Genomic DNA, 25,369 nt, shown 5'->3' with positions numbered 1-25,369 from the left:
TCTATCTCCTGAGAATTACCCGCAGCGCCTACAGCGCGCGGGGCGCATCCGCCACCCAAAGATGCGTGCAGACCTGCGCTTCGGGGGTATCGCCCGCGTCGAGCGCAGCGACCGTGACCCAGCCCTGCGCCCGCATCGCCGCGCCGTCGGCGGCCGGCGTACCCAGCGGCAGGAACAGGCGGCGGCGATCGACGCTGACGACCCGGTCGACCAGCGGGTCGGCGAACAGCGAGAAACCCGTCGCGGCTTCCTCGGCCCCGCTTTCATGCACCACGGTATAGGTGCCGCCACGCCCGACCTCACGCGCGCTGCCATCCGCGAACAGCGAGAAGCCGAGCCAGGTCTGATATTCGAACCCGTGCCGCTCGGTCGGGTCGAGCGTCAGGGCGACGCGGCCATCGAGCGCCGTGGCGATCCGCGTGAGCGCGTCGAGCCGCGACGCGAGCGCGCCCGTCGTATCGAACATCCGCAGCCGCTCCATCGCCGGTTCGAACGGCCCCGCCGCCTCGATCAGCGGCAGATAGGCGGGCGCGAGCGCGGCGACCGCGCCGGCATCCTTCGCGTCGAGCCGGTCGCGCAGCGTCGCGACCTGGTCGGGCGCGACCGGCAGCGGGCCCGCCGCAAGCGTCGACACCAGATCGGGGAGCGTGAAGTCGATCGACGCGCCGCGGACCTCCGCCGCACCGAGCATGTCGACCGCGACCGCGACGACCTCCTGCGCGGCGGCGACCGAATCGAGCCCGATCAGCTCGCAGCCGATCTGCCGCGTCTCGCGCGCGGGCGCGAGCTGCGACGCGCGCAGCTTTAGTACCGAGCCAGCATAGCTCAGCCGCACCGGCCGCGGATGATGCCCCATCCGCGTGGCCGCGATCCGCGCGACCTGCGCGGTGATGTCGGGCCGAATCGCGAGCGTACGCTGCGACACCGGATCGACGAACCGCACCGCATCGTGCAGCCCGCCCGCCTTCAACCGCATTTCAAGGCCGTCGGCAAATTCGGCCAGCGGCGGATCGACGCGCTCATAGCCGTGCAGGCGTGCAGCCTCGAGCACACGCGCTTCGAGCGCGGCTGCCGAATCGGCGAAGGGGGGCAGGCGGTCTCGAAAACCTTCGGGGAGCAAAGCAGTCATGCGCGTGCCTCTAACCACTTCGCCCCCCGTTCGCGAGCCTTAGAAGTTGAGACCCATCGCGGTCTTCACCCCCGGCAACGCGCGCACCTTGGTCAGCAGCTCCGGCGTCACCGCCTCGTCGACCGACAGCAGCAGCACCGCCTCGCCGCCCGCCTGGCGGCGGCCGAGATGGAAGGTGCCGATATTGACCCCCGCCTCGCCCAGCGCCGTCCCGAGACGACCGATGAACCCCGGCGCATCCTCGTTGACGACATAGAGCATCGGCCCCGCCAGATCCGCCTCGATCTTGATGCCGAGCAGTTCGACCAGACGCGGCGCCGAATCGCCGAACAGCGTGCCCGCGACCGAGCGCTCGCCATCCTCGGTCCTGACCGAGACGCGCAGCAGCGTGTGGTAATCCGCCTCGCGCTCGGTCCGCACCTCACGCACCTCGAGCCCGCGTTCGCGCGCCAGCACGGGCGCGTTGACCATGTTAACGGTGGCGGTCTGCGTCTGGAGATAGCCCGCCAGCACCGCGCTGGTGATCGGCTTGGGGTTCAGTTCGGCCGCCGCGCCCTCGGTGTGCACCGAGATCCGCGTCACCGCGCCATGCGTCAGTTGCCCGACCAGCGCACCGAGCTTTTCCGCCAGCGCCATGTACGGCTTCAGCTTGGGCGCTTCCTCCGCCGACAGCGACGGCATGTTGAGCGCGTTGGTGACGCCGCCCGACATCAGGAAATCGGCCATTTGCTCGGCGACCTGGATCGCGACATTGACCTGCGCCTCGGTCGTCGACGCGCCGAGATGCGGCGTGCTGATGAAGTTCGGCGTATTGAACAGGGGCGAGGCCTTGGCGGGCTCCTCGACGAACACGTCGAGCGCCGCGCCACCGACCTGGCCCGAATCGAGCGCCGCCTTCAGCGCAACCTCGTCGATCAGCCCGCCGCGCGCGCAGTTGATGATCCGCACGCCCTTCTTGGTCTTGGCGAGCGCCTCGGCCGAAAGTATGTTGCGCGTCTGGTCGGTCAGCGGCGTGTGCAGCGTGATGAAGTCGGCACGCGCGAGCAGCTCGTCGAGCGTGACCTTCTCGACGCCGATCTCGATCGCGCGCTCGGGGGTCAGGAACGGATCGAACGCGACGACCTTCATCTTGAGGCCACGCGCACGGTCGGCGACGATCGAGCCGATATTGCCCGCGCCGATCAGGCCGAGCGTCTTCGACGTCAGCTCGACGCCCATGAAGCGGTTCTTCTCCCACTTGCCCGCCTGGGTCGAGGCGTCGGCTTCGGGCAGCTGGCGGGCGAGCGCGAACATCAGCGCGATCGCATGCTCGGCGGTGGTGATCGAGTTGCCGAACGGCGTGTTCATCACGACCACGCCCTTGGCCGATGCGGCGGGGATGTCGACGTTATCGACGCCGATGCCCGCGCGGCCGACGACCTTCAGGTTGGTCGCATGCTCGAGGATCTCCTTGGTGACCTTGGTCGAGCTGCGGATCGCGAGGCCGTCATAGTCGCCGATCATCGCCATCAGTTCGGCGGGCGTCTTGCCGGTGATCTCGTCGACCTCGACGCCGCGCTCGCGGAAGATCTGGGCGGCGCGGGGATCCATTTTGTCGGAAATGAGGACTTTTGGCATGGGATTGCTCCTGGGAATGTCGGGGGAACGGAGGTGCGTGCTTGCTTAGAAAAGCCCTTCCTCTCCCAACCCCGTCACCCCGGCGGACGCCGGGGCCCATCGTTGCGGTCCGCGCCATGAGCGGATGCTCCGTATCCATGGGTCCCGGCGTGCGCCGGGATGACGGACAGGGGGTTGAGAAAGGCTAGGCTAGATCAGCCGGCTTTCGCCGTCGCGTAGGCCCAGTCGAGCCACGGCCCGAGCGCCACGATATCGGCGGTGTCGACGGTCGCACCGCACCAGATGCGCAGGCCCGGCGGCGCGTCGCGGTAGCCCGCCACGTCATACGCAGCCCCCGCCTTTTCAAGCGCCGACGCCATCGCCTTGATCATCGCCTCGTCCGCACCCTCGACCGTCAGGCAGACGCTCGTCTTTGAGCGCGTGGCCGGATCGGCGGCGAGATGGCCGAGCCAGTCGCGTTCCGCCACGATCTTATCCAACGCCGCGGCATTGGCGTCGGACCGCGCGATCAGCCCGTCCTCACCCAGCGACTTCGCCCATTCGAGGCTGAAGATCGCGTCCTCGACGGCCAGCATCGACGGCGTGTTGATCGTCTCGCCCTTGAACACGCCCTCGGCGAGCTTGCCCTTCGACACGAGGCGGAACACCTTCGGCAACGGCCAGGCAGGCGTGTAGCTCTCGAGCCGCTCGACCGCGCGCGGGCCGAGGATCAGCACGCCGTGTGCGCCCTCGCCGCCGAGCACCTTCTGCCACGAGAAGGTCGCGACATCGATCTTGGTCCAGTCGATGTCATAGGCGAACACGCCCGACGTCGCATCGGCGAACGACAGGCCTTCGCGGTCGTCGGGGATCCAATCCGCGTTGGGCACGCGCACGCCGCTGGTGGTGCCGTTCCAGGTGAACAGCACGTCGTTCGACCAGTCGACCGAGTCCAGATCGGGCAGCTGGCCGTAATCGGCGCGGATCACGGTGGGGTCGATCTTGAGCTGCTTGACCGCATCGGTCACCCAGCCCTCGCCGAAGCTTTCCCAGGCGAGCGCGGTGACGGGCTTGGCGCCCAGCATCGTCCACATCGCCATCTCGTACGCGCCGGTGTCGGAGCCGGGGACGATGCCGATGCGGTGCGTGCTCGGAAGCTTCAGCAGCTCACGCATCAGGTCGATGCTGTACTGGAGGCGGGTCTTGCCGATCTTCGAGCGATGCGAGCGCCCGAGCGAATCGGTGGCGAGCTTGTCCGCGGACCAGCCCGGAGGCTTCGCACAGGGACCGCTGGAGAAAAAGGGGCGTGCCGGCTTGGTTGCAGGCAGCACAGGCGCACCTGTGGCGGTGGCATAGGTCGTATCAGTCATGTATCTCTCCTCACAGAGAGCACGCGCGGCGTTGGGACCGCGTGGCCCGTCGCCGGCCCTAACGACGTGGCGCGGCGAGTCAACCTTGTCCGCGCATGCGCTTCCGTCGCCACGCTCCCCCCGTTCGCCCCGAGCGAAGTCGAAGGGCAGCGCCGCACACGCCCACGCCTCGACTCGCCGCAACGCCGCCCCGCAACGCGTGACAAGCCGGTGCCACGCGGGGATGATGGCCCCATGTACCGCGTTCTTTACCCTGTCCTGCTCGCGCTCGCGCCCATTCTCGCGCTTGCCGCCTGCGGCCGCGCCGATCGCCCCGCCGCGCCGCAACAGACCCGCCCCAACCTCTCGGTTCCGAGCAATCGCGAAACCGCGCAATGCCTCGCTGACCTGCGTCAGCTCCACGTCTCGTTCCAGCTCCTGCCCGACCGCGAGACCGGTCCCGGCTGCGGGCTCGCGGGCACCGTCAAGCTGGTCGATATCGGCGTCCCGGTCGCCAACCTCACCGCGGTCCGCTGCGGCGCGGCGCGCGCGCTGATCGGCTGGACGCGCAACGCGGTCGCCCCCGCCGCCTATCAGATGCTCGGCAGCGAACTCGCGCGGATCGACAGCATGGGCAGCTATGCATGCCGCAACGTCGTCGGCTCGACCCGCAACGCGAGCCGCCGCTCGGGCCATGCAGTCGCCAACGCGGTCGATATCGGCGGGTTCGTGCTGAAGGACGGACGACGGATCAGCATCCTGAACGACTGGTCGTCGCCCGACCCGCAGGTTCGCCAGTTCCTCCAGACGATCCGCGCCTCGGCCTGCAAGCGGTTCGGGACAGTGCTCAGCCCCGACTATAACGCCGCGCACCGCAATCACCTCCATCTCGAGGACGATCGCGCGAATTTCTGCCGCTAGTACACCGGTCTAGCCCTGCGCACGGCTTTCGACTAAATCCGCCGAAATGACAGATACCCGCATTCCCTCACGCGTTTTCGCGAACGCCAGCCAGGACGCTGAAACCGCCCGCGAGATCGTTTCCACGCCGCAGACCCAGCATCCGCATTACCGGCTCGCGTTCCAGGACATGGACTTCCTGCTCCGCGAAGACCTTCGCCCGGTGCGCTTCCAGCTCGAGCTGCTCAAGACCGAACTGGTGCTCGAGGAAGCGAAGATCGCCTCGACCTTCGTCTTCTACGGCTCGGCACGCATCCCCGAGCCCGCCAAGGCACAGGCGCTGCTCGAACTCGCCAGCGACGAAAAGTCGAAGAAGATCGCCGAGCGGCTGGTCGAGAAGTCGAAATATTACGACGTCGCGCGCGAACTCGCCGCCAAGGTCAGCGTCCTGCCCCGCGACGAGCGCGGCTGGCGTCAGTTCGTGGTGTGCTCGGGCGGCGGTCCGTCGATCATGGAGGCCGCCAACCGCGGCGCGACCGATGTCGGGGCCGAGTCGATCGGGCTGAACATCGTCCTCCCGCATGAGCAGGCCCCCAACCCGTACGTCACCCCGTCGCTATCGGTGCAGTTCCACTATTTCGCGCTCCGGAAAATGCACTTCCTGCTCCACGCCCGCGCGCTGGCGGCGTTCCCGGGCGGGTTCGGCACGTTCGACGAACTGTTCGAGCTGCTGACGCTGATCCAGACGGGCAAGATCCAGCCGATCCCCGTGCTGCTGTTCGGTCGTCAGTTCTGGGAGCGCGTGGTGAATTTCGACGCGCTGGTCGAGGAAGGCGTGGTCAGCGAGAAGGACCTGTCGATCTTCCGCTATGTCGAGACCGCCGACGAAGCCTGGGCCGCGGTCCAATCCTTCTACCGCGAGCGCGCTGCGGCCGAAGCCGCAGAAGCCGCAGGAGCCTGACCCTCTGCCCCCTCTCCCCTCAGGGGGGGGGGCGGGGTGAGGGGCCGCCAGGCAGCGCACACCCGAAACAGCCCCTCTCCTCACCGAGGAGAGGGAGCCGCGATTACTGCTCCGTCCGCGCACCCTTGCGTGCGGCTTCCGGATCGACCGATGGCGCACCCGAGGCGGCCGTGCCGGTGTTCGCGATATCGGCGGTATCGCCGCCGTTCTCGACCGCAGCCTCGGCGGCGTTGGCGGTCGCAGGCTGATCTCCAGCAGCGGCGGGTTCTGCACCGGCGGCAGGCGCTGCCGGCAAGGGCAGGTTCGACCCCTTCTGGTTGAGATACAGGATCACGTTCGCGCGGTCCTCGGCACTGCCCAATCCCGCAAAGGTCATCTTGGTGCCCGGCGCGAACTTGCGCGGGCTGGTCAGCCACGCGTTCATCTTGTCGAAGTCCCACTTGCCGCCGACGCCCTTCAGCGCGTCGGTGAAGGCATAGCCGCCCTTGCCCTGCGCGATCCCTTCGCCCAGCGTCGCGTACAGGTTCGGACCGATCCCGTTCGCGCCGCCCTGGTTGATCGTGTGGCACGCGGCGCACTTCTTGAAGACCTCGGCGCCCTTGGCAGCATCGGCGGTCGGCAGCAGCGACGCGATCGCCACCTCGGCAGCGCCACCGCCGGCACCCTCCTCGACGACGCCCTCGATCGCATAGCCCATCTTCTCGGGGCGCTCGCCGTGGAACAACATGCCCCCCACGATCGACAGCCCAAGCGCCGCACCACAACCTGCGAGCACCCAGCCGGCGATCGTATTGGTCCTGTCGTCCATAAAGCGCACCCACCCCTATTTGATTTAGGACAGCCATAGAAAAGCCTGACCGACACCGCAAGCAAACGCTGCGCCCCGTCTTGCGCGGGCGCCCCGCGCCCTTGATTGCATCCGGCCCGCTGGCTACGCGCCGTGGCGATGGAAAACTTCGCCGCCCCCGCCCGTCCGATCGTCGCGCGGATGACCCAAGCCGCGATGGCGGAGCCCGCGCGCGCGGTCGCGTTTCAGGGCGCGCCCGGCGCCAACAGCCATGTCGCGGCGACCGAGGCGTTTCCGGACGGCCTGCCGCTGCCCTGTTTTGATTTCGCCGATGCGATCGACGCGGTGAAGGACGGCCGCGCCGACTGTGCGATCATCCCGATCGAGAATTCGCTCCACGGCCGCGTCGCCGATATCCATTTCTTGCTGCCGGAATCGGGGCTGGTGATCACCGGCGAGCATTTCCTGCCGATCCGCCACGCGTTGATGGGGATCGGACCGCGCGATGGTATCCGCCAGGCGATGAGCCATCCCCAGGCGCTCGGCCAGTGCCGCCACTGGCTCAAGGCGCACGGGATCGAGCCGGTGAGCTACCCCGATACCGCGGGCGCCGCGGCCAAGGTCGCCGAGCTTGCCGACCCGACGATCGCCGCGCTCGCGCCGCCCGCCGCCGCCGCGCTCTACGGCCTCGATCTGCTCGCGACCGACATTGCCGATGCCGATCACAACACGACCCGCTTCGTCACGCTCGCGCGCGGCGGCAAGCCACCGGCGGCGCAGGAGCCGGCAGGCGGCGACTGGATGACGACGCTGATCTTCGAAGTCCGCAACGTCCCCGCCGCGCTCTACAAGGCGATGGGCGGCTTCGCGACCAACGGCGTCAACATGACCAAGCTGGAAAGCTACCAGCGCAACGGCAGCTTTGCCGCGACCGAATTCTACGCCGATGTCGTCGGCAAGCCCGGCGACGCCAATCTCGACCACGCACTAGAGGAACTCGGCTTCCATTCGAAATGGCTCCGCGTGCTCGGCACCTACCGCCAGGCGCGCACGCGCGGCTGAGTCACCCCTTCGCCCAGACGCTCAGCAGCGTGTGCGCGATCGCATAAGCTGGCGGCGGCAGGAACGGTCCCTCTTCCCCGCGCAGCACCGCGCGCACCATCTCGCGCGGCACCCACATCGCATCCTCCAGCTCGTTCACGTCGAGCGTGATCGCATCGTCCACGGCCTCCGCGACGCACGCGATCATCAGCGAGGAGGGGAAGGGCCAGGGCTGGCTCGCGACATAGCGGACACGGCCGACGCGCACGCCCGATTCCTCGGCGATCTCGCGCGCGACCGCCTCCTCGATTGACTCGCCGGGCTCGAGAAACCCCGCCAGCGCTGAATAGCGCCCCGGCGGCCACCCCTTGCCGCGGCCGAGCAGCGCGCGCCCGTCATGCTCGGCGATCATGATGACGACGGGATCGACGCGCGGGAAATGCTCGGTCGCGCAATTGGGGCATTTGCGCGCCCAGCCTGCGCGGAACATCGCGGTCGCGGTCCCGCACTTCGCACAGAAGCGGTGCCGGACATGCCAGTCGAGCACGCTGCGCGCCGCGGCATAGGTCGCCGCCTCGCCCGGCGCGAGGCTGCCCAGCACCGCCATCAGCGCGGGCGAGCGCATCGCCGGGGCGTTGTCGACCCCCATGCCCGCCAGCAACGCGGTGAAATGCGGCCGCCCGCTCTCGTCGAGGCCCAGCAGGATCGGCTCGGCATCGTCGGGCAGGTCCGCCATCGACGTCCATTCGAGCCGCCCCTCACCCGTCACGGCGGGCAACAGACCGTCGAGCGCGAGCAGCCGCGCCCGCCAGTCGCCCTGCGCCGCCGCCAGCGCGTCCGCATCGTGCCGCAGCGCATCGGCACGATCGAGCGTCCCGCCGGTAAAACCCGGTGCGACATCGGGCATGAGATCCGCGGTCAAGTTCATCGGCGCGCGCCCCCCGCGGATCCGCTTCGCGCGACATCGGCGACCAGCGCGCCGACCACCTCTTTCCGCAACGGCCATTTCTCGCCGGGGAAATAATTGACCATCACCGTGCTCCGGACATGACGGACCGGGTCGACCCAGGCAAACGTCCCCGCCGCGCCGCCCCAGCCATAGGTGCCCTTCGACGCGCCGCCCGGCACGTCGGCGAGATACACCGACCCGCCCGCGCCGAACCCCATTGCGTTACCTACAGTCGCCGCACCGGTCCCGGTGCCGATCCCGCCGAACGACACCCCCTTGGGCATCAGGTTCGACATGCCGAGCGCGACCGTCTCGGGCTTCATCACCCGCACGCCGCCCAGCGTCCCGCCATTCTGCAGCATGTGCAGGAACCGGTCATAATCGCGCGCCGACATCACCAGCCCCGCGCCGCCATAGGGAAAGCTCGGCCGCTCCGCGAACACCGACGTCGCCGCGGGGTCGAGCGGGGTACGGTTGTCGCCGACGAACGCATAGTTGGTCGCCAGCCGCTTCACCTGATCCTGCGGCACCATGAAGAAGGTCGAAGTCATCTTGAGCGGCGCGAACATCCGCGTCTGCAGGAACCGCTCGAACGACATCCCGCTCGCCACCTCGATCACCCGGCCCATCACGTCGAGCCCGATCGAATAGCTCCATTTGGTACCCGGCTCGGCGACCAGCGGCAGCGTCGCTGCACGGTTCGCGAAATCCTCGAGCGAGGTCGGGCGGACCTTGGCCATCTGCGTTTCCATCTGCGCATTGACCGACATCGGCAGCACGCCGCGCTGCTCATATTCCTTGAGCAGCGGTCCCTTCACATTGATGCTGTAGCCGAGCCCCGCGGTGTGCGTCAGCAGCATGCGGATCGTGATCGGCGTCGTCGCGGGCCGCGTCGCCAGCGACGTGTCCGGGCTGGTCGCGACCGTCATCGTCTTGAATGCGGGGATGTATTTGCTCAGCGGATCGTCGAGGTTCAGCTGACCGTCCTCGACCAGCATCATCGCCGCCATACCGGTGATCGGCTTGGTCATCGAATAGACCCGCCACAGCGAATCGGCGTTGGCGAACGGCCGCCCCGGCTCGTCGCCGATTTTGCCGCTCGCCAGGAACAGGGTCGGCCGGTCGCCCAGCCCGAACGCGCCGACGATACCGGGCATCTTGTTGTCGCGGACATAGCCGTCGAACAGCCGTTCGAGGCTCGGCAAGGCGGCGCGTGCGGGATCGCCCGCGCGTTCGGTGACGGCGATAGGGCCGGGCGCGGCCTGTCGCTGCGCCTGCCCCAAGGCTGCGGTCGTTGCCAGTGCGGCAATCACGCCGGTCGAAATCCAGTGTGCACGCGTCATGCAGGCCTCCCTATCGCGCCCGTATAGCCTGGGCGGCCTTGGCGAAAACGGTCGGCAGCCCGGCGGTATCCAGGGTCTCGACGGGCCACCATTCGCCGGGTTGATGCGCCTCCACCCGCGCCACCGCAAGACCGAGTTCGAGGTCGAAATGCGTGAAGCCATGCGTGACGCGGTCGTCGAGCATCTGCCAGTCGGCCTGTGCCGGTGCGGCCTCGAACCCCGGCGGCTGGTCGGTCCAGGGCCCGGTCGGCAGCGCGCGCATGCCGCCGAGCAGCCCGGTGTCGGGGCGACGCACCAGCAGCACCTGTCCGTCGCGCTCGAGCCAGAAGATCGTCCCGTGACGCTGCGGCTTGGCGGCCTTCTTCGCCTTGACCGGCAGCCGTTCGGGCTCCCCTTGCGCAAAGCCGTCGCAGTCGGGGCGAAGCGGACACAACAGGCATTTGGGACTGCGCGTCGTGCAGATCGACGATCCCAGATCCATCATCGCCTGCGCGAAATCGCCGGCTCGCATGTCGGGCGTGATCGTATCCGCGGCCGCACGGATCGCCGGACGCGCGGCGGGGAGCGGCGTCGTGATCGCGAACAGCCGCGCGACGACACGCTCGACATTGGCATCGACCACCACCGCCCGCTCGCCGAACGCGATCGCCGCCACCGCCGCCGCGGTATAGGCGCCGAGCCCGGGGAGCGTCCGCAGCTCGGTCTCGGTCCGCGGAAACACGCCATCATGCTCCGCGACCACCGCCTTCGCCGCCTTCACCAGGTTGCGCGCGCGGGCATAATAGCCGAGCCCCGCCCAGGCGGCCATCACATCGGCATCGTCCGCCGCGGCGAGGCTTTCGAAATCGGGCCAGCGCGAGGTCCAGGCGAGGAAGCGCGGGGTGACCGCGGCGACCGTGGTCTGCTGCAACATCACCTCCGACAGCCAGACACGATAGGGATCGACCGTCTCGCCCGGCCGAGCGCGCCACGGCAGCACGCGACGATGCGCGTCATACCAGTCGAGCAGGGCGACAGGGACCGAAGAGCGCTTGGCGTTCACGCGCCGCCTATGGCATGGGTGCCGCGATGAGCAACCCGCCCGGTATCACCACCGAACAAAAGTCCGCGACCGCGGCCAGCGCGACGGACGTTCCGCCCGCGCGCAAGACCGCCGTCCGCAAAGCTGCTGCCCGTAAACCCAAAGTCGACGCCGATGCGCCGCGCGCCAACCGGTCGCGCGCCGTCGCCGAGCTGCTCCCCGCGATCGGCGGCGCGGCGTTCCGGCGCTTCGGCTTCATCCAGTCGTCGGTCGTCAGCCGCTGGCCCGAGATCGTCGGCGAGCGCTTTTCCGGTGTCAGCACGCCCGAATCGATCCGCTTCCCGATGGGACAGAAACAGGATGGCGTCCTGACGCTGACCGTGCGCGGCGCGCATGCGCCGATGATGCAGCACGTCATTCCCGAGATCACCGAGCGCGTGAACCGCTTCTTCGGCTATGCCGCGGTCGCGCGCATCACCATCCGCCAGGGCGAGGTTGCCAAGCCGCGCGTCAAGGCGGCGCCGCCCCCGCTCCGCACCGTCCCCGCCGATCTCGGTCTCAGCCTGAAGGGCATCGCCGATCCCGAACTGCGTGCGGTCCTCGAATCCCTCGCTGCCGGCGTCGCCTCGACGAGCGGCCTTCCCAGGATCAGCTGAATGCGTCTGTTCTTTGCGTTGTTTGGTCTCGCGCTGCTCACCGCGGCCGCGCCCGCCCCGAAGCCCGTGCCCGTCACCCGCACGGCGAGCGGCACCTATGTGCTCGGCAGCCCCGCAGCCCGGGTCAAGCTCGTCGAATATGCCAGCTACACCTGCTCGCACTGTGCCGATTTCTCGACCCAGTCGCAGGCGGTGCTGAAGGGCAAGATGATTGCGTCGGGATCGACCAGCCTCGAATTCCGCCACATGATCCGCGACCGGCTCGATCTCGCCGCGGCGGTGCTCGCACGCTGCACCGGGCCACGTGGCTTCTTCCCGACATCGGCGGCGATCTTCGCGGCGCAGCCCGCCTGGCTCGAAAAGGGGATCGAGTTCCAGCAGGTCAACGCCGCGCGCATCAACCTCTATCCGCGACCGGCGCAGCTCAAGGCCTATGCCGATGGCGCGGGGCTGACCGATCTGGTCAAGGCGCGCGGGCTGTCCGCCGCCGCGATCGACGCGTGCTTTGCGGATACGGCGGAGATCGACCGGATCCTCGCCATCACCGCGGCGGCACCGCCCGAGGTCGATTCGACGCCGTCCTTCTTCATCAACGGCAAGGTCATGCCGCATGGCGGCTGGGCCCAGCTTGAACCCGCGCTGCGCACTGCCGGCGCCCGCTAATTTCGTTGGAGTATCCCGCATGAAGTTCGTCACTGCCATCGCCGTCCTGCCGCTCGCGCTCGCTGCCTGTTCGGGGGGCGACTCGTCGAACACCACCCAGGCCGCAGCCCCCGTCGCCGCGGCGACCGCCCCCGCCGGTCAGAACTGGACCGAAACCGTCGTCAAAACCGACGAGGGCTATCTGATGGGCAACCCCAATGCCCCGATCAAGCTGGTCGAATATGGCGCGCGCTCGTGCCCGACCTGCGGCGCCTTCGCGCGCGAGGCGTTCAAGCCGCTGACCGACAATTACGTCTCGACCGGCAAGGTCAGCTTCGAATTCCGCGACTTCCTCGTCCACGGCGCGCCCGACGTCGCGCTGACGCTGCTCGGCCAGTGCGGCGGGACCGCGCCGTTCTTCCCGATCCTCGAGCAGATGTACCAGAACCAGAACGCCTTCCTCGACAAGCTTCAGACGATGCCCCCGGCGATGCAACAGAGCCTTGCCAATCTCGCCCCGACCGCGGTCGCGACCAAGCTCGCCGAGCACATGGGGGCGATCGACTTCGTCAAGCAGCGTGGCATCCCCGAGGCCAAGGCGCGCGCCTGCCTCGCCGACCAGAAGCAGCTCGAGATCATGGCCAAGCCGACCGAAAACGCGATGCAGTCGGGCACCGTCACCGGCACGCCGACCTTCCTGCTGAACGGCAAGAAGATGGAAAACGTGCTGTCGTGGAGCGAGATGGAAAAGGCGCTGAAGGCCGCCGGCGCGTAAGCCGCATCCCGTCCGGCGGGCATTCGGCAGTTCGGAGTGTGTCCCTGCGAAGGCGGGGACCCAGTCCGGGCTGCCGCCTTCGCGGGAGACCAGAAGCGCGCTACGCTCGCCAATCGTGAAGGGAGAGCGCGCGCCATGCAGATCAAACGCCTCCGCATCACCGGGTTCAAGAGCTTCGTCGAACCCGCCGACCTGGTGATCGAACCCGGGCTGACCGGCGTGGTCGGCCCCAATGGCTGCGGCAAGTCGAACCTGCTCGAGGCGCTGCGCTGGACGATGGGCGAGGCCAGCGCCAAGTCGCTGCGCGGTGCCGGCATGGACGACGTGATCTTCGCCGGGACTGCGACCCGCCCCGCGCGCGATTTCGCCGAAGTGTCGATCCTCGCCGAGATCGCCGGCCCCGACGGCGCCGACGAACGCGAGATCGTCCGCCGGATCGAACGCGGCGCAGGGTCCGCCTACCGGATCGACGGCCGCGACGTCCGCGCGAAGGACGTCGGGCTGCTCTTCGCCGACGCCGCGACCGGGGCGCACAGCCCCGCGCTGGTCAGCCAGGGCCGGATCGGCGCGGTCATCGCCGCCAAGCCCGCCGACCGCCGCGCGATGCTCGAGGATGCCGCCGGGATCGCCGGACTCCACGTCCGCCGCAAGGATGCCGAGGCGAGGCTGCGTGCGACCGAGGCCAATCTGGCCCGGCTCGACGCGGTCATCGCCGACCAGGACGCACGCGCCGCCGCGCTCAGACGCCAGGCGCGCGCCGCCGAACGCTATCGCCTGTTGTCGAACCAGATCCGCGTCGCGGAGGCACGGACGATCTTCGCACGCTGGCGCGACGCCGCTGCCGCCGCCGAGTCGGCGACCGCCGACGCCGCGCAGGCCGAGGTGCGGGTGGCCGCCGCCGCCGCCGCCGAATCCCTTGCGGCGAAGGCGCAGCACGACGACGCCGCCGCGGTCGCCACCGCTCGCGCCGCCGCGCTCGCCGCGCGCGACCATGCCGCCGACACCGGCCATAGGCTGGCCGGCCTGCGGACCGAACGCACCGCGCTCGACCGCCGCCTCGCCGATCTCGCCGACTCGCGCCGCCGTATCGCCGAGGACCGGCTGCGCGAGGGTAGCCTCGCCAGCGACGCCGCCGACGCGCTCGCCCGCCTCGCGACCGAGATCGCCGCGCTCGATGCCGCGATCGCCGCCGCCACCGCCGCGCTTCCCGCGCTCGATGCGGCGCAGGCCGAGGCCGAACGCGCCGCGCGCGACGTCGAAGTCGCGCTGGCGCAGGCGATGACCCGCCATGCGAGCGATGTCGCCGAGGCGCGCGTCGCCACCGCCGCGCTCGCCGCCGCGCGCACCCGCGCCGATCGCGCCGCACGCGACACAGCGCAGGTCGATGCGGCGCACCGCGCACTTGGCGATTCCGCCCCGCTTGAGGCGGATCGCGCCGCCGCCGCCGAGGCGCGTCTCGCCGCGCTGGAGGACGCCGCCGCCGCCCGCCATGCGCTCGCGCAGGCCGATAGCGACGAACGCGCCGCAAGTGGTTTGCGCGATGCCGCCGAGACCGCGCGCGCCACCGCCCGCGCCGAGCTCGCCGCGCTCGACAGCGAGGCCGCCGCGCTCACCCGCGCGACCCAGCGCGGTGGCCGCGACCGGCTGCTCGACCATGTCACCGCCACGCCGGGGCTGGAGCGCGCGCTCGCCGCCGCGCTCGGCGACGATCTGGATACCGACCCCGCCGCCTGGGCCGGCGCTGTGCCCGCACTTGGCGATCCCGCGCCCCCGCCCGGCACCACCGCGGTTGGCGCCGACGTCGACGCACCCGCCTCCCTCGCGCGCCGGCTCGCGCAGGTCTTCGTCACCGACCGTGACGACGGCCAGCCGCTCGCGGTCGGCCAGCGCCTCGTCACCCGCGACGGCGTGTTGCGCCGCTGGGACGGCTTCGTCGCACAGGGCAGCGGCGCCGCGGCCGCCGAACGGCTCGAACGTCGCAATCGCCTGCACGCGCTGGAGGCCGCGCGCCCGGCGGCCGCCGCCGCGCTCGCGACGCACGATGCGGCGCGCACCGCGATCGACCAGCGGATCGCCGCGCACCGCCAAGCCGCCCAGGACGCCCGCGCCCACCTGTCGGCGGCTGAAACCCGCATCCGTGACGCGCAGCGCAGCGAAGATCGCGCCGCCGCCGCGCTCGAACGCCGCGCCGGACAGCGTGCCGATCTCGACCAGCGCGCGCACCGCGTCCATGCCGAACAGGCTGACGCCGCCGCGGACCTCGCCGCCGCCGACGCCGCGGCCGCGGCATTGCCCGACGGCCGCGCCAGCGCCGACGCGGTCGCGACGCTCCACCGCGACGCCGAGGCCCGCCGCGGCGCGGTCGCACAGGCGCGCAGCGACCGCGCCGCACAGGACCGGCTGCGCGCCGAAACGCGCGAACGCCTCGCCGCCGCACAGGCCGATATCCGCAGCTGGCGCGCGCGCGCGGGCGAAGCGGCAACCCGCATCACCGCCTTGGACCGCCGCGCCCGCGACGTCGCCGCCGATGCAGAGGCACTCGCGGACCGCCCCGCCACCCTCGATGCCGCGATCGCCACGCTCGATACCGAGCACACGGCTGCGCGCGCGGACGCCGACACGCTCCAGACCGCCGAACGCGCCGCCGAAGCCGCGCTCCGCACCGCCGACGACGCGCATCGCCGCGCGGCCGAAGCGCTCGCCGAGGCACGCGAGCACCGCGCCGGCGCGCTGGTGCGCGTCGATACGCAGGACCAGCACCGCCGCGAGCTCGGGCGGCTGTCGGGCGAGCGTTTCGCCTGCCCCGCCCCCGTCCTGCCCGAACGCCTCGACTTCGCGGCCGCCGATGTCCGCACCCCCGCGGACGAGAGCCGCGCACAGGACCGCCTGACCGCCGAGCGCGAGCGGATCGGCGCGGTCAATCTCGTCGCCGACCAAGAGCTCGCCGCGCTCGAGACCGAGGCAATCGACAATGCGGCCGACCGCGACGAGCTGGGTCAGGCGGTCCACCGGTTGCGCGGCTCGATCGGCACGCTCAATCGCGAGGGGCGACAGCGATTGCTCGCGGCATTCGAGACGGTGAACGGCCATTTCCAGCGGCTGTTCGCAACGCTGTTCAACGGCGGCAGCGCGCATCTCGAACTCGTCGATTCGGACGATCCGCTCGAGGCGGGGCTCGAGATCCTCGCCCAGCCCCCCGGCAAGCGGCTCCAGTCGCTGACGCTGTTGTCGGGCGGCGAGCAGGCGCTGACCGCGGTCGCACTCATCTTCGCGCTGTTCCTGACCAATCCCGCGCCGATCTGCGTGCTCGACGAGGTCGACGCGCCGCTCGACGACGCCAATATCGACCGCTTCTGTGACCTGCTCGACCGGATGGCGCGCGACACCGCCACGCGCTACCTCGTCGTCACGCACAATGCGGTCACGATGAGCCGCATGCACCGGCTGTTCGGCGTGACGATGATCGAACCCGGGGTCAGCCGCCTCGTCTCGGTCGATCTTCAGGCCGCCACCATCCTCGTCGCGGCATAAAGGCGTCACCCGCTGCGAAACGCGAGCAATCGCGCTATAATGGTCGGATGTTCCTCGACGACTCGACGATCTGGCCGCGCAAGGACGATCTCCCGCCGCGCAAACCCGCCTTCCGCCACGAGAAGGCGCTCAGCCGCATGCTCCTCGTCTATGCGCTCGCGCTGATGCTCCTCCCGATCAGCCTCGGCAGCTTCGTCGACATCATCCGCTACGTCGCTGGCCTGTTTGGATAATCCCCCGGACAGTTGATCCGCATCAATCGACAGGCCCCTGCGCGGAACGTAAGATGAACGCATGGCCCAGCTCGACACCCGTGAGAAACTCGAGATCCTGGCCGATGCCGCGAAGTATGACGCATCCTGCGCGTCGTCGGGCACCGCCAAGCGCAATTCGAAGGACGGCAAGGGGCTCGGCTCGACCGAGGGCATGGGCATCTGCCACGCCTATGCGCCCGACGGCCGCTGCATCTCGCTGCTCAAGATCCTGCTGACCAACAGCTGCATCTTCGATTGCCATTATTGCATCAACCGCAAGAGCTCGAACGTCCGCCGCGCGCGTTTCACCGCCAAGGAGGTCGTCGACCTGACGATCGCCTTTTACAAGCGCAACTATATCGAGGGGCTGTTCCTCTCCTCGGGGATCATCGCTTCGTCCAACTACACGATGGAGCAGATGGTCGAGGTCGCGCGCAGCTTGCGCGAGGATCATCATTTCCGCGGCTATATCCACCTCAAGACGATCCCCGATGCCGATCCCGAGCTCGTCCATCAGGCGGGACTCTATGCCGATCGCCTGTCGATCAACGTCGAGCTACCGACCGCAGGGGGGCTCAAGCGGCTCGCCCCAGAAAAGGACGGCGTCCGGATCGAGACCGCAATGCGCGAGGTCAAGGCCTCGATCGTCGACGGCAAGGACGCCAAGGCCAAGTACAAGTCCGCGCCCCGCTTCGCCCCCGCGGGCCAGTCGACGCAGATGATCGTCGGCGCCGATGCCGCGACCGATGGCGACATCGTCCGCAAGGCCTCGACGCTGTATGACCGGTTCGGTCTTCGCCGCGTCTATTATTCGGCGTTCAGCCCGATCCCCGACGCCAGTGCGGTGCTCCCGCTGCAGCGCCCGCCGCTGATGCGCGAACACCGGCTCTATCAGTCCGACTGGCTGATGCGCTTCTACGAATTCCAGCCACACGAGGTCGTCGCCGCGGCGGACGACGCGACCGGCATGCTCCCGCTCGACATCGATCCGAAACTCGCCTGGGCGCTGAAGTTCCGCGGCAGCTTCCCGGTCGACGTCAACCGTGCGCCGCGCGAGATGCTGCTCCGCGTCCCCGGGCTCGGCGTGAAGGCGGTCAACGGCATCCTGACCAGCCGCCGCTGGCGCCGCCTCCACCTCGCCGATGTCGCGCGGCTGACCGTTTCGGTCGCCAAGATCCGCCCGTTCATCATCGCCGAGGACTGGCGCCCCGTTGTGCTGTCCGACCGCGCCGAGCTCCGCCCGATCGTCGCGCCGAAGCCGCGCCAGATGGAAATGTTCGCCTGATCTTCCCGTCGGGGCGTGCGCTGTCGCGGCTGGTGGATCGGGAGTGATGCGCTAAGGTCAGCAATGGCCTTTGGCGTTTTCATTCACCGCTCGGACTCGATCTACGACGACAGCCCGGCCGAACGATACCAGTTTCCCGCCCAGTATCTGAGCCGTGCGCAGCCCAGTATCGGCGACTGGATCCTCTATTACGAACCCCGCAAGGTCGCCGCCACGCGCGGCTATTTCGCGGCCGCCAAGGTCGAGCGGATCATCCCCGATCCGTCGACGCCGGCAATGTATCGCGCGCTGATCGAGCCCGGCTCCTATCTCGATTTCGCGACCCCCGTGCCCTTTGCCGGCGTTGACGGTCCAGTCGAACGCGGCGTTCTCAACGATCAGGGGCGGATATCCGGCCGTGCCCAGTCGGCGGTGCGCCCGATCTCCGCTGCCGACTTCAATCGGATCGTCACGCTCGGCCTCGACGACGAGGCCCCGCTGCTGCCGCGCACCGGCGATGCCGTGGCCGACACAATAGACGATGGCCATTGGCACGAGGAGCGCAGCCCGTTCCTGATCGAGGGCGAGCGTCCGCGCATCGCCAGCCTCACCTCCCGGATAGTCCGCGACCGGATATTCCGCCGCACCGTCCTGCGCGCTTATGACGAACGCTGCGCGATCACCGGGCTGAAGCTGATCAACGGCGGCGGCCGCGCCGAGGTCGAGGCGGCGCATATCCGCCCGGTCGAGGCGAACGGCCCCGATATCGTCAGCAACGGGCTCGCGCTGTCGGGCACCGCGCATTGGATGTTCGACCGCGGGCTGTTGTCGCTCGCCGATGATCTCGCCATCCTCGTATCGCGCCAGGCCAATGATCCCGACACGATCCGCGGGGTCGTCAACGCGAGCGGCTATGCCACCGCGCCGGCCCGCGCTGCCGATCGGCCGCACCCCCATTTCCTGCAATGGCACCGCGCGCACTGCTTCAAGCAGTAGCGTCGGCATCGCGGCGGCAAGCCCATTCTCGCCAGCCGGCAAAAATCATGCGGGATCGCGCGCGGCGGTGCGTATGTCTGGATGCAGAGGGAGCAGACGATGCAGGATCCTGTCGATGAAGGACTGACCCGGCTGGCGGCGATGCCGGTGCCGCGTGCGCTCGATGGCGTCGAGGCGTCGGTGTTCGAGAGCATCGCCGAGAATGCGCGCAGTCGGCACACCAGCCTCCTGGTCGGGCGCTGGTCGGTCGGTACCGCGCTAGTGCTGGGACTGATCGGCGGGGCAGCACCGATCGGCCATGGTGCGCCGGCGCAGGCGTCGATCCCGATCGGAATCGACGGCGCGCTTGCCCCCTCGACCTTGCTGCTCGGGCAGTGACGTCCGTGGTCCGGCGTGCGGCACCGACGATCGTCCTCGCCTTCCTCGCGGCGATCGCCGGGGTGTTTATCGGCGGCTGGATCCGCGCGCCGGGTACAGCGCACGGCACCGAACTCCACACGCTGCTCCACCGCGACGTGGTGCTCGACGCCCCGCAGGAGGCGGCGCTCGACCGGCTCGAGGCCGAGTTCGCGGTCCGCCGCGCGGCCCTGGAAGCGGAACTGCGTGCCGACAATGTCCGTCTCGCCGCCGCGATCGAGCGCGAACATGCCAATGGCCCCGCGGTCGCCGCCGCGGTCGACCGGTCGCACCGGACGATGGGCGCGCTGCAAAAGGCGACGCTCGCGCATGTCTTTGCAATGCGCGGCGTGATGCGCGCCGACCAGACCGCGGCGTTCGATCGGGTCGTCGTGCAGGCGCTGACCCCCGCGCATTGATCCCGCCCCGCCCCGACAGGACCGCGCGCCGCACGAGCATCGATCTCGATGCGTATGACGACGCCGCGCTGGTCACCGCGCATCTCGCCGGGCCCGCGGCGGACCGGCAGGCGGCGTTTGCGGCGCTGATGCGGCGGCACAAACAGCCGCTCTACCGCCTGATCCTCGCGCAGATCGGCGATCCCGACGAGGCGCTCGATTTGTTGCAGGACAGCTTTGTCGCGGCGCACGCCGCGCTGTCCCGCTATGACCGCGACCGGTCGCTGCGCGCGTGGCTCGCGCGGATCGCGATCAACAAATGCCGCGACTGGCACCGTCGCCGCCGGGTCCGCCATATGCTCGCCCGCGTGTTGCCGATCGAGGCGGGCGAGCGGGTCGCGGATGGGGCGGCGGATACGGAGACGAACGCGATCGGCCGCGACGACCTCGCGCGGACGCTGGCCGATATCGCGCGGCTCCCCGCCCCGCTGCGCGAGCCGCTGCTGCTATGCACGATCCACGAGCTCAGCCAGGCAGAGGCCGCGCAGGCGCTGGGGATCAGCGCAAAGGCGGTCGAGACCCGGATCCGTCGCGCCCGCGCCGCGCTCGCCGCCGCGGCCTGATTTGTCTAACGTCATGAGGGGCAAGCCGATCGGCGGCGTATGACCTGACAGACGTGGCCGCTCCCGGCCCGAGGATCCGCATGACCCGACCGACCCGCCGCCAATTCCTCCGCGACGCCACGCTTGGCGGCGGCGCGCTCGCGCTGCCCCGGCTGCCCGCCTGGGCCCAGCCCGTGTCCACAGGGATCGCGACCCCGCTGCCGGTGCTGTCCGGCACCGATATCGCGCTGACCGTGGCGCATCTGACTCGGACGATCGACGGCACGCGCAGCCACGCGATCGGCATCAACGGCACCAGCCCCGCGCCGCTGATCCGGCTGAAACAGGGGCAGCAGGTCCGGTTGTCGGTGACCAACAGCCTCGACGAGGAGACGTCGATCCACTGGCACGGGCTGCTCGTACCGTTCCAGATGGACGGCGTGCCCGGGATCAGCTTTCCCGGCATCCCGGCGCGAACCACCTTCACCTACGACTTCCCCGTCGTGCAGGCGGGGACCTATTGGTATCACAGCCATTCGGGGCTGCAGGAGCAGATGGGGCATTACGGCCCGATCGTGATCGACCCCGAAGGTCCCGATCCGATCGTGTCCGACCGCGAACATGTGATCGTCCTGTCGGATCACAGCCCACTTCACCCGCATGCCATCTTCCGCAGGCTGAAGCTCCAGGGCGGCTATTTCAACTATCAGAAGCAGACGCTCGGCGGCCTGCTCGCGGGTCGGGATCAGCCGGCGGGCGAACGGCGGATGTGGGGCGGGATGCGGATGGACCCGACCGACGTGTCCGACGTCACGGGCGCGACCTACACCTATCTCGTCAACGGGCATGGCCCCGCGGACAACTGGACCGCGCTGTTCACGCCCGGCGAGCGCGTCCGCCTGCGCATCATCAACGCCTCGGCGATGACCAATTTCAACGTCCGTATTCCGGGGCTGAAGATGACCGTCGTGCAGGCCGATGGCCAGAACGTGCGCCCCGTCGCGGTCGACGAGTTCCAGATCGCGGTTGCCGAAACCTATGACGTGATCGTCGAACCCGCCGCGCCCGTCGCCCACACGCTGGTCGCCGAGGCCTGGGACCGGTCCGGCATGGCGCGTGCCACGCTAACGCCGCGCATCGGGATGGTCGCTGCGGTTCCTGCGCTGCGCAGACGCCCGCTCGCGACCATGAAGGACATGGGCATGGGCGACATGGCCGCGATGGATCATGGCGCGATGGGCGGCATGGTGGGGATGGACCACGGCACGATGCCGGGCATGGACAAGCCCGCGCAGTCTCCCGCCGGCGAGGCGCCGATGCCCGCTATGAGCCACAGCATGCGCGACTTTGCCAACGCGCCGGGCCTGCCGAAGACGCCGACCGTACAGACCGTCGCGCCGATGCCGATGGATCGCACCGGCGAGCCGCCGCAGGGCCTTAGCGACACCGGCCACACGGTGCTGGTATACCGCGATCTCGTCGCGCTCGAGCGCAATCCCGACCTGCGCGCGCCGTCGCGGCAGCTGCAGATCCACCTGACCGGCAACATGGAACGCTATATGTGGGCGTTCGACGGCGTAAAGCTGAACGAGGTAAAGGCGCCGATCCCGTTCCGCCAGGGCGAACGCGTCCGCGTGACTTTGGTGAACGACACGATGATGGCGCACCCGATCCATCTGCATGGCCATTTCTTCGAGCTGGTGACCGGGCACGGCGATCATGCGCCGCGCAAGCACACGATCAACGTCGCCCCCGGTGGCACCGCGACCTTCGACCTCACGGCCGATGCGGTCGGCGACTGGGCGTTCCATTGCCACATGCTCTACCACATGCACGCGGGCATGATGCAGGTCGTCACCGTCCGCCCCGACAGCGAAGCGGGAGCAGCGGCATGAAGACGCTCGCTCTCTTCCTCGCGACCGTCACGGCCACGCCCGCCGCGGCACAGATGCACGACATGCACGGAATGAAGATGCCCGGCATGGCGATGCCCGCCAAACCCGCGCCCAAAAAGCCCGCACCAAAAAGGCCGGCACCCAAAAAGACCGCCCCGGCAAAACCCGCGGTACGCAAAACGACGCCCGCGCGTGCGCGCGCTGCGAAGCCCGCTGCATCAGCAATGCCGGCGATGGACATGTCCCCGACCGCCGCCTGTTCGGCCGAGCATGCCGCAATGGGCCATTGCAAACCCGCCGCCGGTGACGCGACCGCCCCACCGCCAGCCATCTCAGCCGCCGCCGACCCGTGCCCGCCCGAACACGCCGCGATGGGCCATTGCACCCCGACCGCGTCTGACGGTCCCGCCGCCCCGGCGGGCACCGACCAGCCCGCGGGCACCGCACCGCCCCCCGCGCCGCCGACCACGCTCGCGGCGGCGCGCTTCTACGATCCCGCAACGATGGCGAAGGCCAACCGGATGATGCGCGACGAGCATGGCGGCATGCGCTTCAGCCAGATCCTCTTCAACCTCGCCGAGCTGCAGGTGCGCAACGGTCGCGACGGCTATCGCTGGGACGGCGCGGGCTGGTTCGGCGGCGACATCCACCGCCTTGTCGTCAAGACCGAAGGCGAAGGCGGTTTCGGCGACCGAGTCGAGGCCGCCGAAGTGCAGGCGCTCTATTCGCGCGCGCTCGATCCGTACTGGAACCTGCAGGCCGGCGTCCGCCAAGATCTCGGCGCAGGCGCCAAACGGACCTATGCCGCGCTTGGGGTCGAGGGTCTGGCGCCCTATTGGTTCGACGTCGAGGGCACGGTGTTCCTGTCCGACAAGGGCGAAGTGCTGGCGCGTGCGGAGGCCTGGTACGACCAGCGCATCACCCAGCGCGCGATCCTCCAGCCGCGTGTCGAGCTGAACCTCGCCGCGCAGGACATGCCCGGCAGCCGGATCGGCGCGGGGCTATCGACGGCGGAGCTTGGCGTGCGGCTGCGCTACGAGATCCGCCGCGAATTCGCGCCCTATGTCGGGCTGTCCTGGGAGCGGCGCTATGGTCCCACCGCGCGTTATGCGCGCAGCGATGGCGATACGACCGGCGGCGTCTCGCTCGCGCTCGGGGTGCGCGCCTGGTTCTGACGCGCCGCCTGCCACTGTCGATAGCCCAGCAGCGCTAGCAGGATCATCGCCGCGTAGAGACCCGCGGTCAGCATCAGCCCCTTCACGACGAACATCCCGACATAGACGATGTCGACGACGATCCACAGCAGCCAACTCGCACTGTGCCGCCGTGCGGTCCAATATTGCGCGACGAGGCTGAAGCTGCTCAGCGTCGCATCGATCCAGGGCAGCGCCGCGTCGGTATAGCGGCTCATGACGAACCCGATCACCAGCGCGGCACCCGCACCGGTGCAAAGCCCCGCCAGCGCGGGGATCGGCCGTAGCGGCACGACGGCGACGTCGCCCGCATTCTGCCGCCCACGCGTCCAGTTGCGCCACCCATAGACCAGCGCGCCGGCGAACACCGCCTGCAGCATCATGTCCGCATAGAGCCGCACGTCGAGGAACAGCTTGAAGTACAGCGCACAGGCCAGCAAATTGACCGGCCAGCACCACAGCCGCCGCACCGCGGTCAGCCAGATGCCGAGGAAACTGACGGCGACCGCGGCGATCTCGAGCATCGTCACGCGCCGTGCTCCGCATCGGCGATCCGGCGGAGGAATGCCTGCCCCGGTTCGGACAGGAACCACGCCGCATGGCCGATCAGATAGCCGTCCCAGGCCAGCGCCGCCGCGCTCATGTCGCCGAGCACCCCTGCGAAATACGCGACCTCCGACAAGGCGAATTCGAGATGCACCAGCGGCAGCAGCCGGACGAGCGTCGCCCGATCCTCCGCACCGAACGCGGTCGTCGCTGCATAGCCCGCCAGCAGCGCACACGCCGCCTCGGGCTGGCCGATCGCGGCATCCGCGCCCTGCCCGAGCGCCAGCCAGGCGACACCGCTGCGTTCGAGCGCGATCGCCAGGTCGTGCAGCGCGCAGGTCCGGTCCGCCAGCCCGAAATCGATGACGGTCCGCACGTCCTCCGCCTCCCAGAGCAGGTTGGAGGGATGCCAGTCATTATGCGTCCACAAGGGCGGCTGCGCGGCGAGCCGTGGCTGCAACCCGTCGCCGAGCGCGCCGAACAGCGATGCGAGCTCACGCCGCCACGACCGCGGGGCGAGGAACGCGGCGAGCGCCGGCCGCGCCGCGACATAGCGTTCCGCCGCCGCGATCGGGTCGGGATCGGGCAGGATGGTGAAGCTGGCGACCAGCGGTTGCGGCGGTCGCGCCGGCGCATCGAACCCCTGCGACGCGCGGTGCAGCTGCGCCAGCGCCACACCTGCCGCACGCGCCTGCGCCAGCGACAGGAACGGCGTCCAGGAGGGCCGGTCGCGATACAGATCGACGCCGGCGGCCCTGCGATGCAGTTCATAGGTCCAGTCGCCGCGGGCCAGCGCGCCGCTATCGCTGGCGGCGAGCCTCATGATCTCGGGCACCGCAATGTGCGGGCGCAGGTGCGCGATGAACCGGTGTTCCGCGCCGAGCTGATCGGGCGTCCGCATCCGGCGGTGATGCCGCTTGAGCAGGAACATCCCCTGCCCGGTCTCGATCAGCGCCGCCGCGGAGAAGGGCCGCGGCGAATGCCAGTGCACGCGCTCGAGCAGACCGGCGGCCGGAAACTGCGCGGCCACGGTCGCGGCTTCCTCGGCGGTGATCGCCGGCCAGCTTGGCGCAGCCATGTCGGTGCCCATCCCGTGGACCAGATGCGCCGCCGGCGAGCCCGCGCCGATCATCGCGCCCGCACCG

General features: G+C 69.6%; 24 protein-coding genes. 15 read left to right on the top strand and 9 right to left on the bottom strand.

What is annotated here, in order from left to right:
* Nucleotides 1-28: 28 nt before the first annotated feature.
* The 3 genes from IFT54_RS03910 to IFT54_RS03900 form a co-directional block, all read right to left on the bottom strand.
* Complete coding sequence (locus IFT54_RS03910; protein ID WP_107930444.1) at nt 29-1,129, bottom strand: ATP phosphoribosyltransferase regulatory subunit; 1,101 nt, start codon at nt 1,127-1,129, stop codon at nt 29-31.
* A gap of 39 nt (nt 1,130-1,168) precedes the next feature.
* On the bottom strand, nt 1,169-2,746 hold the full coding sequence (gene serA / locus IFT54_RS03905; RefSeq protein ID WP_192069616.1) for a phosphoglycerate dehydrogenase: 1,578 nt from the start codon (nt 2,744-2,746) through the stop codon (nt 1,169-1,171).
* Nucleotides 2,747-2,940: 194 nt separating this feature from the next.
* The gene (locus IFT54_RS03900; protein ID WP_192069615.1) at nt 2,941-4,095 is read right to left on the bottom strand and encodes a phosphoserine transaminase; all 1,155 of its coding nucleotides are present in this window, start codon (nt 4,093-4,095) and stop codon (nt 2,941-2,943) included.
* Nucleotides 4,096-4,329: 234 nt separating this feature from the next.
* On the opposite strand from IFT54_RS03900, the gene IFT54_RS03895 reads away from it, so the two are divergent.
* On the top strand, nt 4,330-4,995 hold the full coding sequence (locus IFT54_RS03895; protein WP_192069614.1) for an extensin family protein: 666 nt from the start codon (nt 4,330-4,332) through the stop codon (nt 4,993-4,995).
* A 46-nt stretch (nt 4,996-5,041) separates the two neighbouring features.
* Complete coding sequence (locus IFT54_RS03890) at nt 5,042-5,935, top strand: LOG family protein (RefSeq protein ID WP_056407191.1); 894 nt, start codon at nt 5,042-5,044, stop codon at nt 5,933-5,935.
* 103 nt (nt 5,936-6,038) lie between these two features.
* On the opposite strand, the gene IFT54_RS03885 is transcribed toward IFT54_RS03890, so the two are convergent.
* On the bottom strand, nt 6,039-6,743 hold the full coding sequence (locus IFT54_RS03885; RefSeq protein WP_192069613.1) for a c-type cytochrome: 705 nt from the start codon (nt 6,741-6,743) through the stop codon (nt 6,039-6,041).
* Between the two features lie 138 nt (nt 6,744-6,881).
* On the opposite strand from IFT54_RS03885, the gene IFT54_RS03880 reads away from it, so the two are divergent.
* A complete protein-coding gene (locus IFT54_RS03880) occupies nt 6,882-7,784 on the top strand; it encodes a prephenate dehydratase (RefSeq protein ID WP_037529881.1) in 903 nt (300 codons plus the stop codon).
* A gap of 1 nt (nt 7,785) precedes the next feature.
* Here IFT54_RS03880 and nudC read toward each other — a convergent pair whose 3' ends face one another.
* From nudC to IFT54_RS03865, 3 genes are read right to left on the bottom strand one after another with little or no spacing between them, the layout of a single operon-like run.
* The gene (gene nudC, locus IFT54_RS03875) at nt 7,786-8,691 is read right to left on the bottom strand and encodes an NAD(+) diphosphatase (RefSeq protein ID WP_244648503.1); all 906 of its coding nucleotides are present in this window, start codon (nt 8,689-8,691) and stop codon (nt 7,786-7,788) included.
* Nucleotides 8,688-10,055, bottom strand: coding sequence for a serine hydrolase domain-containing protein (locus tag IFT54_RS03870; protein WP_192069612.1), 1,368 nt, complete (start codon nt 10,053-10,055; stop codon nt 8,688-8,690). Before IFT54_RS03870 ends, nudC begins: the two co-directional genes overlap by 4 nt.
* A gap of 10 nt (nt 10,056-10,065) precedes the next feature.
* Nucleotides 10,066-11,097, bottom strand: a complete 1,032-nt coding sequence (locus IFT54_RS03865) for an A/G-specific adenine glycosylase (RefSeq protein WP_446740655.1) — start codon at nt 11,095-11,097, stop codon at nt 10,066-10,068.
* Between the two features lie 26 nt (nt 11,098-11,123).
* Here IFT54_RS03865 and IFT54_RS03860 point away from each other — a divergent pair, with 26 nt between their 5' ends.
* From IFT54_RS03860 to IFT54_RS03805, 12 genes are all read left to right on the top strand, one after another.
* A complete protein-coding gene (locus IFT54_RS03860) occupies nt 11,124-11,732 on the top strand; it encodes a DUF721 domain-containing protein (protein WP_192069611.1) in 609 nt (202 codons plus the stop codon).
* Nucleotides 11,733-12,395: a DsbA family protein gene (locus IFT54_RS03855; RefSeq protein ID WP_042466643.1), complete on the top strand. Its 663-nt coding sequence runs from the start codon at nt 11,733-11,735 to the stop codon at nt 12,393-12,395.
* Nucleotides 12,396-12,414: 19 nt separating this feature from the next.
* Complete coding sequence (locus tag IFT54_RS03850; protein ID WP_031396513.1) at nt 12,415-13,149, top strand: thioredoxin domain-containing protein; 735 nt, start codon at nt 12,415-12,417, stop codon at nt 13,147-13,149.
* A 135-nt stretch (nt 13,150-13,284) separates the two neighbouring features.
* Nucleotides 13,285-16,680 (top strand): chromosome segregation SMC family protein, encoded by a 3,396-nt coding sequence (locus IFT54_RS03845; RefSeq protein WP_192069610.1) that lies wholly within the window; start codon nt 13,285-13,287, stop codon nt 16,678-16,680.
* 47 nt (nt 16,681-16,727) lie between these two features.
* The gene (locus IFT54_RS03840) at nt 16,728-16,913 is read left to right on the top strand and encodes a hypothetical protein (RefSeq protein ID WP_031394247.1); all 186 of its coding nucleotides are present in this window, start codon (nt 16,728-16,730) and stop codon (nt 16,911-16,913) included.
* 61 nt (nt 16,914-16,974) lie between these two features.
* Entirely contained in the window at nt 16,975-18,219 is a 1,245-nt protein-coding gene (locus IFT54_RS03835; RefSeq protein WP_192069609.1) for a putative DNA modification/repair radical SAM protein, read from the top strand.
* 63 nt (nt 18,220-18,282) lie between these two features.
* Nucleotides 18,283-19,194 carry an HNH endonuclease gene (locus IFT54_RS03830; RefSeq protein ID WP_192069608.1) on the top strand — a complete coding sequence of 304 codons (912 nt, stop codon included), beginning with the start codon at nt 18,283-18,285 and terminating at the stop codon, nt 19,192-19,194.
* A 99-nt stretch (nt 19,195-19,293) separates the two neighbouring features.
* The gene (locus IFT54_RS20375) at nt 19,294-19,572 is read left to right on the top strand and encodes a hypothetical protein (protein ID WP_056673976.1); all 279 of its coding nucleotides are present in this window, start codon (nt 19,294-19,296) and stop codon (nt 19,570-19,572) included.
* A 5-nt stretch (nt 19,573-19,577) separates the two neighbouring features.
* Complete coding sequence (locus tag IFT54_RS03820; protein WP_192069607.1) at nt 19,578-20,009, top strand: periplasmic heavy metal sensor; 432 nt, start codon at nt 19,578-19,580, stop codon at nt 20,007-20,009.
* Entirely contained in the window at nt 20,006-20,611 is a 606-nt protein-coding gene (locus IFT54_RS03815; RefSeq protein WP_446740654.1) for an RNA polymerase sigma factor, read from the top strand. Before IFT54_RS03820 ends, IFT54_RS03815 begins: the two co-directional genes overlap by 4 nt.
* Before the next feature lie 80 nt (nt 20,612-20,691).
* Nucleotides 20,692-22,485: a copper resistance system multicopper oxidase gene (locus IFT54_RS03810; RefSeq protein WP_192069606.1), complete on the top strand. Its 1,794-nt coding sequence runs from the start codon at nt 20,692-20,694 to the stop codon at nt 22,483-22,485.
* Nucleotides 22,482-23,660, top strand: coding sequence for a copper resistance protein B (locus IFT54_RS03805; RefSeq protein WP_192069605.1), 1,179 nt, complete (start codon nt 22,482-22,484; stop codon nt 23,658-23,660). The genes IFT54_RS03810 and IFT54_RS03805 overlap by 4 nt, the downstream gene beginning before the upstream one ends.
* Here the strand turns inward: IFT54_RS03805 and pnuC are convergent.
* Both pnuC and IFT54_RS03795 read right to left on the bottom strand, forming a co-directional pair.
* Nucleotides 23,591-24,208, bottom strand: coding sequence for a nicotinamide riboside transporter PnuC (gene pnuC, locus IFT54_RS03800; RefSeq protein ID WP_192069604.1), 618 nt, complete (start codon nt 24,206-24,208; stop codon nt 23,591-23,593). The two genes, IFT54_RS03805 and pnuC, sit on opposite strands and share 70 nt — an antisense overlap.
* Nucleotides 24,205-25,356 carry a phosphotransferase enzyme family protein gene (locus IFT54_RS03795; RefSeq protein ID WP_446740657.1) on the bottom strand — a complete coding sequence of 384 codons (1,152 nt, stop codon included), beginning with the start codon at nt 25,354-25,356 and terminating at the stop codon, nt 24,205-24,207. Before IFT54_RS03795 ends, pnuC begins: the two co-directional genes overlap by 4 nt.
* Between the last annotated feature and the right edge of the window lie 13 nt (nt 25,357-25,369).

It is taken from the genome of Sphingomonas sp. CFBP 13714, assembly GCF_014842205.1.
Classification (GTDB): Bacteria; Pseudomonadota; Alphaproteobacteria; order Sphingomonadales; family Sphingomonadaceae; genus Sphingomonas; species Sphingomonas aerolata.
The sequence above is the reverse complement of the archived record's forward strand: the minus strand, read 5'-3'. Positions and strand labels throughout refer to the sequence as shown.

Bases quoted from the DNA above. Each gene is read 5' to 3' on its own strand.
- IFT54_RS03850 (WP_031396513.1), top strand. From the start codon at position 12,415: ATGAAGTTCGTCACTGCCATCGCCGTCCTGCCGCTCGCGCTCGCTGCC.
- IFT54_RS03840 (WP_031394247.1), top strand. From the start codon at position 16,728: ATGTTCCTCGACGACTCGACGATCTGGCCGCGCAAGGACGATCTCCCG.
- IFT54_RS03885 (WP_192069613.1), bottom strand. From the start codon at position 6,743: ATGGACGACAGGACCAATACGATCGCCGGCTGGGTGCTCGCAGGTTGT.
- IFT54_RS03835 (WP_192069609.1), top strand. From the start codon at position 16,975: ATGGCCCAGCTCGACACCCGTGAGAAACTCGAGATCCTGGCCGATGCC.
- IFT54_RS03880 (WP_037529881.1), top strand. From the start codon at position 6,882: ATGGAAAACTTCGCCGCCCCCGCCCGTCCGATCGTCGCGCGGATGACC.
- IFT54_RS03890 (WP_056407191.1), top strand. From the start codon at position 5,042: ATGACAGATACCCGCATTCCCTCACGCGTTTTCGCGAACGCCAGCCAG.
- serA (WP_192069616.1), bottom strand. From the start codon at position 2,746: ATGCCAAAAGTCCTCATTTCCGACAAAATGGATCCCCGCGCCGCCCAG.
- IFT54_RS03810 (WP_192069606.1), top strand. From the start codon at position 20,692: ATGACCCGACCGACCCGCCGCCAATTCCTCCGCGACGCCACGCTTGGC.
- IFT54_RS03830 (WP_192069608.1), top strand. From the start codon at position 18,283: ATGGCCTTTGGCGTTTTCATTCACCGCTCGGACTCGATCTACGACGAC.
- IFT54_RS03845 (WP_192069610.1), top strand. From the start codon at position 13,285: ATGCAGATCAAACGCCTCCGCATCACCGGGTTCAAGAGCTTCGTCGAA.
- IFT54_RS03910 (WP_107930444.1), bottom strand. From the start codon at position 1,129: ATGACTGCTTTGCTCCCCGAAGGTTTTCGAGACCGCCTGCCCCCCTTC.
- IFT54_RS03860 (WP_192069611.1), top strand. From the start codon at position 11,124: ATGAGCAACCCGCCCGGTATCACCACCGAACAAAAGTCCGCGACCGCG.
- IFT54_RS20375 (WP_056673976.1), top strand. From the start codon at position 19,294: ATGCAGGATCCTGTCGATGAAGGACTGACCCGGCTGGCGGCGATGCCG.
- IFT54_RS03795 (WP_446740657.1), bottom strand. From the start codon at position 25,356: ATGATCGGCGCGGGCTCGCCGGCGGCGCATCTGGTCCACGGGATGGGC.
- IFT54_RS03870 (WP_192069612.1), bottom strand. From the start codon at position 10,055: ATGACGCGTGCACACTGGATTTCGACCGGCGTGATTGCCGCACTGGCA.
- IFT54_RS03895 (WP_192069614.1), top strand. From the start codon at position 4,330: ATGTACCGCGTTCTTTACCCTGTCCTGCTCGCGCTCGCGCCCATTCTC.
- IFT54_RS03855 (WP_042466643.1), top strand. From the start codon at position 11,733: ATGCGTCTGTTCTTTGCGTTGTTTGGTCTCGCGCTGCTCACCGCGGCC.
- IFT54_RS03805 (WP_192069605.1), top strand. From the start codon at position 22,482: ATGAAGACGCTCGCTCTCTTCCTCGCGACCGTCACGGCCACGCCCGCC.
- IFT54_RS03900 (WP_192069615.1), bottom strand. From the start codon at position 4,095: ATGACTGATACGACCTATGCCACCGCCACAGGTGCGCCTGTGCTGCCT.
- nudC (WP_244648503.1), bottom strand. From the start codon at position 8,691: ATGAACTTGACCGCGGATCTCATGCCCGATGTCGCACCGGGTTTTACC.